Here is an 11578-nt window from a genome sequence, read left to right as displayed (position 1 = left end):
CGGATCTCAGCCCAATCCTCCACTGACAACACTCCCTTCTCCTCTCGGCTCGTAAGCCGAGACTCAGACGAAGGGGGTCAAAATTCACCCGCCGACACGGGGTTAGTTTTCAGGCGACGCCGACACATCGCCTGTACGTTAAATACGCTGCAACACAACATATCTCAGCGTTGACGGACACCTCAGCGGGCTGTACCGTCCCGGCTGTGACCAACCTCGAAATGATTCCCGCACCCGCCCCCGACTGCACCGACTGGCACACCATCTGCGACGGGCACTATCGGCTGTTCGCCAACGGCACGCACGTACAGTTCGCCTACCCGGACGGACACCACTGGTCGACGGAACTCGACCCCGACGCCTGAAACGCAGAAAGCGGCCCCCAAGGTGTTCCTTGCACCCCGGGGGCCGTTCTGTTGGGAACGCGCTTGCTGACTAGCCTCAGCAGCCGGTAACTACTCCGGCACGCGTTCCCCTCTGGCTCCGGGTCGGGAGATTCCCGGCCCGTGTTTCGTGAAGCCGCAAACGTGGCCACGACGGTCGGTCATGGTTTGTTTGCGACCGCCCGGGACAAGTCGTCCCGAGTGGTTGCGGTAGACGCACCCGTACGGTTCCGTAAGGGGTCACCTCCCCAATGTGAGGTTGACTCCGGGTGCCCTCACCGCCGCCGCGCAGTTCCTAAGCTGCGCGACACCGCCCGACCTAAGTCGGGCGTCGTCCTTAATCCCGCTAAATCCCGCGTGCGGAAGTGAGCAGCTTTTTTTAGGCTGCCCGCTGCCGGTAGCGGTTAAGTACGTACAGCTCAGCGGTTGTCCAGCCGTCGAACCCGGCTCGGTAGCTCACCGAGAACGGCCCCATGCTGCGGTCCGCCGTGATCTGCGTGGTGTCAGTGAGCAAGCGCGCCGACGCCGATAGGATCACGCAACGGACATCGGCATTCGGTTCACCGCCTGTGAATCCGAGCCCGCGCGTATAGGACGCGGCGAGAGCGGTCACCACGTCGAGTACGGCGCTGGCCTGACTCTCGTTAACCTCACGACCCATAAATTCGGCCAACTGGGCCGCTGTCGGCGCAGCCACCCGCTTACTCTTCTGGAACGGTCAACAGCGTGACTGCCTCGTCGTGCAGCAATCCCACATCCAGCCGAGTTGTGACCAGCATCGCCGTGCTGTCGTACTCGATGAGCTTGTCCACCGACACCGTCGGGGCCTGGTCACGGACCACGACAATCTTGGTGAAGTCGATCACCGCGACCGACTCAGCGGGCACGTTGTCGGTGATAATCACTGGCAGCCCGAACATCTCAAAGCTGTTCGCACGGTATGCGTTGCTCGGATCGAAAATGTAGCGGGCATCAGATGCGCCGACCTTAAGCTTGCGGAACGCCGTGAACGTGTCGATATTCATCGCCAGCGCGTTCGGCTGCACCTTGTTGCCCACAGCCTTCGCGATGCCGTCGATGATCGAATCGGCGTCGGTCAGATCCAGGTCGCCCGCCTCCACCGAGTCGCGGGCCAGAATGCCCAGCACCTCATCGTCGGTCGGGGCGTTACCATCGCCGTTCCACAGCGCTGCGTCGACAGCGCGGGCGATGCCGTCGACCATCTGTTCGCGGATCACCGACTCCAGGTCGACCCCGGCGGTGCGGATCAACTCCGCTGACAGCTTGATCAGCGCCTTCGTGCCCTTAATCCCCGACGGGAGCACCCGCACTTCGGTGAAAGCGGCGTCGCCGTCGCTGACCTGAGCGCCCGCGGCCACGTAGCCCGCTGTGATCGCCCCGACCTTGGGGAAGCGCATTTCATGCGACGCGTTGACGATGCGCAGACCGGGCGCCGATAGGAACGTGGAAGCCTGCACCAGCGGCCCGGTCACGATGTTCGACGCGATTTCGTCGTAAATCAGGGTGGTATTGCCACCCGGCGTTTCGATAGCCATATTCAGTTGTCCTTATTCAATTGTCTGTTCAGTTATTGGCCGCCATCAGGGCGGGGGTTTGTGCGCACCGGGCGCTAAATGGTGCCTTTCAAGGCATCAAGCAAGCTCGGCGGTTGCGCGCCGCCGCGGACACCCTGACCGGCGTCGCCCCTAACGGCCCGCTTAGCCAAATAAGGCCGGTCAGCCAGCAGCGCATCGAGCGCAGCGGCTAGCGTGTCGGCGTCGTCGAGGTGCTTAGCGTCGTAAGGCAGGTCAGCCGGGTTTTCCAGCCGTTTAGTTGCCTTCACTAGTTCGGTATGCAGCCGTCGAGAGAGAGTCTCGACTTGGCCCTCGGCCTGCTTAGCGCGGTCGCGGTACCCGGCCGACTCCTTACGTAGCGACTCGACATAATCGCGGGGGAACGTATCACCTGCGGACTCGTCGTCTGGCTGCGCGCCTTGCGCACCGTCCGGCTTGTCGACGGCACCTGGACCGTCATTGTTGTGGTCGTGCGTTTCCGCGCCATCTGGGCCGGAATTAACGTCACTCATCTCTAAATCCCCCCGGAATAACTCATATTTCCGTTCTCATTCTGCAATTTGGCGAACGTCATCAGACTTGGGTCGGCACTGGCCAACGCATCGGCGGCGCGGTCGCTCAGTTCCTGATCGATATCGGTTTGCGTATAGCCCAGCCGGCGCAGCGCACCCGACTTACTCAAGATGCCCGCCTGCACGAGCTTGAGCACCGCGTCGGCGGCCTGGGCTTCACTGCGGGTCGACGGGTCACACCACTGCACCCGGCACTGCACCGACGCCGGGGAAACCCCCGTGCGGATGGCCTGCATGAGCTTGCCGACCAGCTCCCAGGACCGCCCAAAGGCCGCCTGCTTAGCTTCGGCCTTGCTCGTTAGGCCCGCCTCGCTGGCACGCAAACTATCCGCGCTGGTCGGGTTCGCGTGCAAGATTCCCAGATAGTGCGGCGGCAGATTCGACACCGCAGCCAGCTCCGACAAGATCAGGTCGGCGGCGTTCTTGTAGCCGTCCAAGGTGCTCCCATTGAGCTGTCCGAACTTCGTTTCCTCGGCCTCGCTGATCAGGAACTTGTCGTTGTTCGGAAACGGTGACACCGCCTCAGTGACCGGCGCCCCGTTCTCGAAGACCGGGTTGCCCTCACCGTCGAGCACCGGGACTTCCATAAGCTCAACACCGGTGGCCCAGCGACGCGGCTTAGCAAGAAACTCCGACGCAATCAGCATGTCGCTAGACACCTTGCTCAACGCATCGGTAAGGCAGGCGATATCGGCGATCTCGCTGACACACTCGCCCAACAGGTCAGCGTTGAGGAACCGCACCACCGGGACCACGCCCAGCGGATTATCCAGCCGCCCTACCAACCTCAGCGCGGTCGATGGTGCACCGGTCTGATTGGCCCGCCAATGCTGAATCTCATCGGGTAGATACACCACGCAATGCGTTTCGCGCTTCGTGGCGTCGGTCCAGCGCTTCACCGCAGAAGTCACTTCGCGGGTTGCCGGATCGGTTAACACCTGCACGTTCAGCGGAGACTCCACCGTGGCCACCGGGCTGGCGCCGTCCTCGCTCCACACGATCACAAACGACTGCCCGTAGAGCAGTGCCGAACGGTGAACGATGCCCGCCTGCTGGTCAAGATCGTTAGCAATGAAGTCGGCCCACACCTGCGGATCGGGCTCAAACCCCAGCAAACGGCAGCGCTCCGCGACCGCGTTAACCGCAATCCGCGGCACGTTAACGATGAGCTTAGAGAGCCGATTACCGATAGCCGCCGCCGATTCCGGAGACACGAAACTAAGCGCCTGTTCACCCCGGTAATAACGGCCATACTGTGCGAACTTGTGCTGCGGCGCGTCAAGCGCCTGACACAGTTCGATCACCAATTCGTTAGACAATGCGAATCCTTATTCAATTATTTAGTAAGCGGACGAAACGACACGCCTCCGTGGCTTCTGCTGCGACGCAAGCCAAGTAGCTCGCGAGTGCGCCATCATCAGCGCCGTAGCAAGGTCAATCTTCGGCGCGTGCTTCGACCGTGAAGTCTTCGCAAGCCGGATACCCTTATCCGACTCCAACACCGTGGCGTTTAGGACATGCCGCCTAAGGTCCGCGTTCCCGGAATGGGTGAACAGTCCCGCAAGCGCCGAGCTGTGCAGGTCGTTAGTCGCCGCTGTCTGGCGCGGTGGTGACTGAGCGAAAACAACCATCGGCAGTCCCTCGGCTGCCAGCACAGCCGCCGAGCGCGTGAAATAGGCCGGGTCGAATGCAACCTCGCGGACCTTGTACCGCTTAGCCGCGTCCCTCACCGCTTGCTCAACGTCCAAGATCTGCACCTGCCAACCGTCGTCGTCGCGTGGCTTCTCCCACACTGCAAGCGTGTCGAAATGCGGCTTAGCCGCCACCGTGCCGACAACGATTGCGGTGCTGTCGTCCTTAAGGCTGGCGTCAACGGCCAACACGACCTCGGAACCCTCCGGGACGAGCAGGCCGCTGCTCAGCCCGTCCCACGTTTCGGAGTCGATAAACGGATGCTCATTACCGCCGACGAATTGGCACAGCCTGGCCCGTCGAAAGTGCGTCTCCGTCATCTTCGGCGGCAACAACGCCCGCAACGCGTCCCGGTGCAAATAGTCATCAAGTGCCGGGTTCGCCAGCTCCCAACAGTGTTCACAAGACGGCGGATGATCTTCAAAACCCGCCGCGCTGAACTCCCGGTAAACCTGACTGGTGTCTTCCGGGTGAGCCTGCGAATACGCCTTAAGCCGCGTTAGAACGTTGTCCTCGTTGGGTCCGGGCGTACCGATGCCGATAAGCGTCGACTGCTCACGCTTGCCCTGCGCGAGCGCGATCACTTCCCACGTTTCCGCCGCTACCCGGCCAATCTCATCCACGATGGCCAGCGAATAGTCCAAGCCCTCAAGACTTGCCGGTGACGCCGGAAGACAGGCAAACGAGGCACCCCGCGAAGGCACCACCAGCCGATCCTTGAACACCTGCACCCGGCCAGCCAGGTCGTCGTTCAACTCGACCATCCGAGCGGCGACGTTGAACACGATGCCCGCCTGGCGCTCATCCACCGCCGCCACGATCACGGTGGCACCTTCGCCGCCAGTCATCAGCTCATAGACCCCGAGCGCGGCGACCAATGTTGACTTGCCCTGACCGCGCGGCAGACACCAGCCCGCCACACGCGGCACAGGATCGGAGTCGAGCACGGATCCGAGCAATTCGCGCTGCCACGGGCGCAAGCGCAGCGGAACCACCCGCCGGGACTCGCGGACCTTCACGAACTTCTCGCAGAACGCGGCGAATGCCGCCGAGCCGTCCGACCGTGGCCGAAACGGCAACACACTGTCATCGACGGCCCTTTTCGGGCCAGCACGCAATCTAAACTCCTTCTGTGTCTTGGGGGTCCACGTTGTTGCTCTCGCTGTCGCAGGCGGCTGGTGTCGCCGGATTAATTCTCGGCATATATAACTTGTGGCACGGAATACGCGAGCCCGTACGCGCCCAGCAACGCGAACTTCGCCGTGAATATCTTGATTTTCTCTATGAAGTCTCACCCGTGCTCGTTGAGGCCCTTGCGGGGATTAGCAGAAGAGCGGTCAAGGAAGTGCCAGAGCTACTCGGGCGTACAACTGAACGCAAACTCTTCCGACTTTCAGACGAGCTCGTAAATTTAGACCCGCAACACATGTCGGAAGCTCTGAGATTTGTACGTGATACCTGGCAGAGATTCATTGACGAACCCGCCAACGAAATGAACAGAGGTTTCTTTACAAACAATCTAATTGTTGCATTGTCTGAGGCTGAAAGACAGACAACTCAGATCAACATGGTGAACAAAGGCCGCTGGCTGACACTAGCCAAGGCCAGCGTAAACCAACGATTCTTCCGGAAAGATCCGTTCGCTAATCAATGGGATTTCCTCGGCCAACGTGCTCGCACACCGCTACCGCCAAGGGATGGTGAGTAATCGTCTCCGCGCTGGCAGTCCGAGAGGAGGGACGAGCCGTCCGGGGGTTACTGGCCACCCTTAGCGCACGTCATCGTCAACTCGAACCGGCTTAACGGGCTCGTGAGCATCACCTTGGTTGTCTTACCCTTCGACTAGCGTCTATTGCATGGCGAACAAAGGCGAGCTATGGGGCACCTTGACCGGGCTGAACGCGACCTTATTGAATCGCTGGTCCTCCGCATGGTCTGACCTCCAAGCAGCGGACATGGCGCTCCACGAGCGCAGGAAGCTGGACGATTCGAAGATGGCGAACGTCTTTCACCGCCGAGCGCTCTGGGAGTCCGCCGTCGCGTCGTACGGGCGGTGCGCCGTGAGCAACAGGAAGCGCAAGATTGCGTTTAAAGACTTCGTCGCCGAGATTCTGGGTGACGAGGGGCTTGCGGTGCACGAGCGAATCATGGACTGGCGGCACGGTCACGTAGCCCATAGGAATGGTGCAGAGTTCGAGTCGGTAGAGACAGGCTTCACCTACGCGAACGGTCCTGCCCATCCAACTTCGATCAACGTGGCACTCGAAATTGACGCAGGTCCGCCGAACAGCGCGGAGTTCGTGACTACCTTCGAGGACCATGTGAAGACCGTCCGTGACGCATTGTGGGAGCAGAAGTTGTTCCCACTTGCGGCGAGCGTCGTCGACGACGTGAACGCTGGGCGCATCGCCCGACCAGCCGAGCTGCATGTCCGGAAGGACCGCTCAGGCGAGGAGGGTCGATACACCCTCAACTTGAATATCACGACGTTAGGTGGAGGCAAGTCCATCCCTTAGACGCAAGGATTTCCGCGTGCGTCGTTGTGCGATAGCGTCGAGCACCTGTTGTCGTTCCTGGTCGGTCACCCGGTTGCTGCGCGACCCGTTGCAGCTACGGCACCAAACGCGCAGGTTGAGTTCGTCGTAGGTGAGGTCTGGCCGTTCGCTGGGCGGGATAACGTGGTCAACGGTCAAATCTGTGGTGGCTAAACACTTCTCACAGAACGGGCTTAGTCGCCTTAGCTTCTGGCTTAGCTTGCGCCATCGCCAGTCCGTCGCAGTTCTGCCCTTAGTGCCGGGCTTAACGGTGCGCTTAGGTCGGCAGTCGTTGCAGCGTGAGCCGTGGTCGATAAGGTACCCGCAGCCCAGACAGGGCCGCTGCACTAGATCGTTGTCTGTTCGAGCAGGTCGGCGACGACGTTGATCACGGCGAGTGCTTCGCTGGTGCGGAACGTCAGGCGGTGTTCAAACCCGCTTTCGCTGCGCCTGGTGATGGTGACCCGGTTCGGGCCCGTTCTGGCAACGCAGTAGGGTTCGCCCGTTTCGGCGGGCACCGTGACTGCGGTGCTCATGCGGGCCCCCAGCGTGCTTTGGCCGGTGTTCGCGCAGATCCGCTGTTCGCGGTGAGCGCGGCATCGAGCGCAGACTTGAGGTCTCGTGCTTGTTCGTCGTCCAGGCGTGTGACGGTGTAGCCGTCGGCCTGTATCTCGTATCCACGTGTCCGTTTGACTACCAATATCCCCATAGTTCCCCCGTTAAATGGCGGGTGCCCGGACCTTCGGTACAGGAGAGGTCCGGGCACGGGCCGGTCTAGCTTTGTGGCTCTAGGCTGCGAGTTGCGACCAGTCCCGTTCGGGACGGCCAGACAGCCAATCGCTATGCGCAATCAACGTTGCTCCGATCTTCAGCGCCGCGTCTGGGTCAATCGGCACCGTGACCGTTTTGAGCGCCGGCGAGTAGTGATCCATCAGCACGAACCGCAAGCCAATGCATGTCTCGGCCTCGTCGGTCATGAACTCATACGCCTTGACGCCGAGCGTCACGTCTCCTGTGTCATGCACAAGCCTTCTCCTGTTCTGTTTTCAGTCTGTCTCGCACCCAGATGGGCACTACGTCAGCCCATTCCGGTAGTGCGGCGATGACGCCGCCCTCACGCAGGTCGCTGGGCGCCACCTCGTTGCGTCGGCCCCCGAACGACGCGGCGCCCGGTGTCTTGAGGCGTTTAGCGGGGATGTTCGATGCCATCCATCCGCGCATCTTCTGTTCCCATTGCCATTCGGTATCGAGCACCTGGCGTACGTTGTCGGCCGCACAGTTCGACCAGTCGCCGTCTAGATGAATGGTGTAGGCGAACCGCTGTTGCGAGATGGATAGGCGGCGGTGAAAGTGCCAGCACACCAGCTCGTCTACGAATCGTTCGCGGCTCCCGTCGCCATGAGCCGGAACAACGGGCGGGAATGCCGCCGGTCCGAGGTCAATTACTGGCACCGTTCCGTCGGGAGTGGCCTTCCGGCGTTGGTAATACAGCGACCCGTCTGGGCTTATTTGCCAGTTGGGGCAGCCCTGTACGTCTATGCGGTCGGTTCTTTTTTGGCGTTTCGTGACCGTTGTCGTTACGTGCGGTTCGTTCTCAACCAACCTATAAGTTAAATCTATCAACTGGACCCTCAAATTCATGCAGTTAAGGCCAATAGCGTGACTTTTGTCACAAATTGGCGCGCAGAGCGCGGCTGCAAACAAATGGTGACCTGCGGAAAAGGTTCCACAGGTCACCATTTCAACGGCCATTCCTACACGACGGCCATTGCACCTTTCAGCGCCGCGATAAGCTCTACCGCAGCGCCCTCTGATAGCACGACTTCATTGGCGCTCACAGTGTCGTCAGCCGAAGTCCACCGTGTTTCGAGGTGCGTGAACCCGTCTCGGTCGACTGCGACGACGTATGTTGTGGGTCCATCCTCGACGCTAGCAACAAACTTCATTATCTCGATCCTTCATTATTACGGTAGCCGCAATTAAGCGCCCGGCTGCCTTGGGAACTGTTAGTGATTAAGGGGTTAAGCTGCGAACTTGGACTCAAGCCATGCTTCGATGTCGGCTCGCTTCCATACACGCCTTCGCCCCACCTTCGCAGAGTGGGGAAGCTGTCCCATTCTCTGCCAGTATCGAATCGTTTCGATGCTCCGGCCGCTATACGCAGCGATTCCGGCGGCATCAATGAACACGTCGTGTTCCGACATGTTGAGTGACTTTCTGGTGCTTCTTACTCAGTGCCGCGCTTTTCGCGGAACTTTGTGACCGGGAACCGGCCTCCTTTTGACCACCTGTAGTTCCTGGTAGTGCCAACAGTATCGGCCGCACCGCCCAAATCCAAGCAATAGGAACGTTTATCCGGAAATTCGGACTCCTATTTTTGGTGCAGTGGGCATTGGCCAGCAACTTTCCAGCCCGATGCAGTCCGGAAATTCGGACTAGTTCAGCTACTAACTCGGTGTGACTTGAGTCACTTTGTTCATCGCTGCCGCCAAATTGTCGAAGTCATCCGGCAGCATATGGCTGTAAACATTCATCGTGGTAGTGGCATTGCGGTGCCCCAACAGCTTCTGCACCGTAGCCACCGAGGCGCCTTCGGCGAGCGCCAGGGAACCCGCCGTGTGCCGCAACGTATGAGGCGTGACCTCACCTAAGCCCAGCTTCGCCGCGGCCTTATCGAACCGCACCCGGAACCACCCAACGGTCATAGCTTCGCCGTCCGGGCCGGGATACAGGTACTCGCTTGGCTTACGGCCCTCGGTGGCCAGCCGCAGCTCGTCGAGACAAGCCGTCGTCAGGATCGGCACCGAGCGCCGTTGGTGAGTCTTGGTGTCACCCTCGACGCGACCCTGACCCCGAACACCCGTGATGCCCTTAGAGACGTTTACCCGGCGCTTGGCCAGATCCACGTCGCTCACCCGCAGTGCGGCAGCTTCACCGAACCGCAGACCCGAGTAGGACAGGAACCGCACCATGCCGTCGAGCGCGGTAAGCGCTGGCCTTAGGTCGGCCCGCTGCCGAACCGGCGCCGCGGCGGTCTCGTCGGCAAGACGACGCACTTGCTCATGGGTCAGCGCCAACTCTTTGCTTTGAGGCTTGCTGGGCAACGTGATGCTGTCGGCAGGATTGACCGCTAGGTACCTAGCCCGGATCGCATAGGCGAATACTTGACTGAGCACCTGGTGAATCTGAATCACCCGAGCGGGGGACAGGCCGACCCTCATTACCTCGCCGTCCTTGTCGCGCTTCGGGTACCTCCGTGCCGCCGGGTCCGTCGAGAGCCACACGCACCACTGCTGTAGGCGCTCATGGTCGATATCCCGCAGCGGGTACGTCTCCCACCTCGGGAGGATCACGTTATCGAGCAATTCTCGGTAACCGGCGACAGTCTTAGGCGCCCGGCTCGCAGCCCTCTTAGTCTCGTGCCACGCTTCGGCCACCATGCCGAACGTGACCGCCGAGCGCTGCGGGTCGGCATAGGTGCCGGTGTTGATCGCGGTCCGTTCATCATCGGCGCGCCGTTGTGCTTCTGCCTTGCTGTCGTACGCCGCCGTGGCCCGCTTGCCATCGTGGTCCACCCACTCGGCGCGCCAGCGCTTGCCTGTGCCGTGCCGCGTGGTGCAGACCATCGTTCCGGTGTCCTTGAAGTGGGTCCGGTCCATGCACCACACCGGCCCGTCTGCGTTGTCGGCGGGGTAAAACACCTGTTCACCCTTGCGGGGTGTGCGGTGCCAGAGATCGTCTACGCCGTGTCGAACGCTGCGCTTGCGAGGGGCCGTCGTCATAGGCGGCATTCTAGTGCCGTGCCTACTGTCTGCCTACTGTGTGGTCGCGCCTACCAGTGTGGCAATAGCTGAAACCGCTTTGACCTCCTATTTCCGGTGCCCTCGGTGAGACTCGAACTCACACTGGACGGGTTTTGAATCCGTTTCCTCTGCCAATTGGGATACGAGGGCATGCGGTGCGCACCTGGCGCACCGCGACTATCCACCATAGAGGATGGCCGGCCGAACACCCGAAGTCGCCGTTTGTTGACGCCCACGCGAGAATAAGCGGATGAGCGGGCCAACCAACGAAGCCGATGCGCCCAAACCGCACCGTGTACTGATCGCCGAGGACGAGGCGCTGATCCGGCTGGACCTCGCCGAGATGCTGCGCGAGGAGGGCTACGAGGTCGTCGGCGAGGCCGGCGACGGCCAGGAGGCCGTCGAGCTGGCCGAGAAGCTGACCCCCGACCTGGTGATCATGGACGTCAAGATGCCCCGCCGCGACGGGATCGACGCCGCCTCGGAGATCGCCGCCAAGCGGATCGCCCCCATCGTGGTGTTGACCGCGTTCAGCCAGCGCGATCTGGTCGAGCGGGCCCGCGACGCGGGGGCGATGGCCTACCTGGTCAAACCGTTCTCCATCACCGACCTGATCCCGGCGATCGAGCTTGCCGTCAGCCGATTCGGTGAGATCTCCGCGCTGGAACGCGAGGTCGCCTCCTTGTCGGACCGGTTGGAGACCCGCAAGCTCGTCGAACGCGCCAAGGGTTTGCTGCAGGCCAAGCAGAACATGAGCGAACCCGAGGCGTTCAAGTGGATCCAGCGCGCTGCGATGGACCGGCGCACCACCATGAAGCGGGTCGCGGAGGTGGTCCTGGAGACCCTCGATCCGCCGTCCGAGGGACCCGCGTCGGGCTAGCCGCCACGCCGACTGAATCGCCCTGGTTCTGCCGGAGGCTCGATCTATTGGATTGCGACCAGCGGTTGGTCGCTCCGTTGAGCATCGTAGAACGCGGCCTCGAACTCGGTGGGCGGAATGTCGTGGAGGTAGCTGTGCAG

The 11578-nt window shown here is 61.3% G+C and carries 15 protein-coding genes and 1 tRNA gene; 4 read left to right on the top strand and 12 right to left on the bottom strand.

Going from position 1 to position 11578, the window contains the following annotated elements:
* Positions 1-206 precede the first annotated feature (206 nt).
* Positions 207-365: a hypothetical protein gene (locus CSR00_RS30900; RefSeq protein ID WP_176562303.1), complete on the top strand. Its 159-nt coding sequence runs from the start codon at positions 207-209 to the stop codon at positions 363-365.
* Positions 366-762: 397 nt separating this feature from the next.
* On the opposite strand, the gene CSR00_RS27900 is transcribed toward CSR00_RS30900, so the two are convergent.
* From CSR00_RS27900 to CSR00_RS27880, 5 genes are all read right to left on the bottom strand, one after another.
* Positions 763-1080 carry a hypothetical protein gene (locus CSR00_RS27900; RefSeq protein WP_099025628.1) on the bottom strand — a complete coding sequence of 106 codons (318 nt, stop codon included), beginning with the start codon at positions 1078-1080 and terminating at the stop codon, positions 763-765.
* A 4-nt stretch (positions 1081-1084) separates the two neighbouring features.
* Positions 1085-1939: a phage major capsid protein gene (locus CSR00_RS27895; RefSeq protein ID WP_099025627.1), complete on the bottom strand. Its 855-nt coding sequence runs from the start codon at positions 1937-1939 to the stop codon at positions 1085-1087.
* Positions 1940-2013: 74 nt separating this feature from the next.
* The gene (locus CSR00_RS27890; protein WP_099025626.1) at positions 2014-2469 is read right to left on the bottom strand and encodes a hypothetical protein; all 456 of its coding nucleotides are present in this window, start codon (positions 2467-2469) and stop codon (positions 2014-2016) included.
* A 2-nt stretch (positions 2470-2471) separates the two neighbouring features.
* Complete coding sequence (locus CSR00_RS27885) at positions 2472-3848, bottom strand: phage portal protein (protein WP_099025625.1); 1377 nt, start codon at positions 3846-3848, stop codon at positions 2472-2474.
* Positions 3849-3869: 21 nt separating this feature from the next.
* Positions 3870-5339, bottom strand: coding sequence for a terminase large subunit domain-containing protein (locus CSR00_RS27880; RefSeq protein WP_099025624.1), 1470 nt, complete (start codon positions 5337-5339; stop codon positions 3870-3872).
* A gap of 14 nt (positions 5340-5353) precedes the next feature.
* On the opposite strand from CSR00_RS27880, the gene CSR00_RS30395 reads away from it, so the two are divergent.
* Positions 5354-5929: a hypothetical protein gene (locus CSR00_RS30395; protein ID WP_176562302.1), complete on the top strand. Its 576-nt coding sequence runs from the start codon at positions 5354-5356 to the stop codon at positions 5927-5929.
* A 148-nt stretch (positions 5930-6077) separates the two neighbouring features.
* On the top strand, positions 6078-6737 hold the full coding sequence (locus CSR00_RS27875; RefSeq protein WP_099025623.1) for a hypothetical protein: 660 nt from the start codon (positions 6078-6080) through the stop codon (positions 6735-6737).
* Here the strand turns inward: CSR00_RS27875 and CSR00_RS31880 are convergent.
* From CSR00_RS31880 to CSR00_RS27845, 7 genes are all read right to left on the bottom strand, one after another.
* Positions 6711-7103, bottom strand: coding sequence for an HNH endonuclease (locus tag CSR00_RS31880; RefSeq protein WP_099025622.1), 393 nt, complete (start codon positions 7101-7103; stop codon positions 6711-6713). The genes CSR00_RS27875 and CSR00_RS31880 overlap by 27 nt on opposite strands.
* On the bottom strand, positions 7103-7291 hold the full coding sequence (locus CSR00_RS27865) for a hypothetical protein (RefSeq protein WP_099025621.1): 189 nt from the start codon (positions 7289-7291) through the stop codon (positions 7103-7105). The genes CSR00_RS31880 and CSR00_RS27865 overlap by 1 nt, the downstream gene beginning before the upstream one ends.
* Before the next feature lie 252 nt (positions 7292-7543).
* Positions 7544-7762, bottom strand: coding sequence for a hypothetical protein (locus CSR00_RS27860; protein ID WP_099025620.1), 219 nt, complete (start codon positions 7760-7762; stop codon positions 7544-7546).
* Between the two features lie 10 nt (positions 7763-7772).
* Positions 7773-8507 (bottom strand): hypothetical protein, encoded by a 735-nt coding sequence (locus CSR00_RS30390; protein WP_141564506.1) that lies wholly within the window; start codon positions 8505-8507, stop codon positions 7773-7775.
* 269 nt (positions 8508-8776) lie between these two features.
* Positions 8777-8959 carry a helix-turn-helix transcriptional regulator gene (locus tag CSR00_RS31605; RefSeq protein ID WP_099025619.1) on the bottom strand — a complete coding sequence of 61 codons (183 nt, stop codon included), beginning with the start codon at positions 8957-8959 and terminating at the stop codon, positions 8777-8779.
* 243 nt (positions 8960-9202) lie between these two features.
* Positions 9203-10537, bottom strand: a complete 1335-nt coding sequence (locus tag CSR00_RS27850) for a tyrosine-type recombinase/integrase (protein WP_099025618.1) — start codon at positions 10535-10537, stop codon at positions 9203-9205.
* Between the two features lie 97 nt (positions 10538-10634).
* Positions 10635-10708 (bottom strand) — tRNA-Leu (locus tag CSR00_RS27845).
* 100 nt (positions 10709-10808) lie between these two features.
* On the opposite strand from CSR00_RS27845, the gene CSR00_RS27840 reads away from it, so the two are divergent.
* Complete coding sequence (locus CSR00_RS27840) at positions 10809-11438, top strand: two-component system response regulator PdtaR (RefSeq protein WP_099025617.1); 630 nt, start codon at positions 10809-10811, stop codon at positions 11436-11438.
* The last annotated feature ends 140 nt before the right edge of the window (positions 11439-11578 follow it).

Source organism: Mycolicibacterium palauense, assembly GCF_002592005.1.
Taxonomy (GTDB): domain Bacteria; phylum Actinomycetota; class Actinomycetes; order Mycobacteriales; family Mycobacteriaceae; genus Mycobacterium; species Mycobacterium palauense.
The sequence above is the reverse complement of the archived record's forward strand: the minus strand, read 5'-3'. Positions and strand labels throughout refer to the sequence as shown.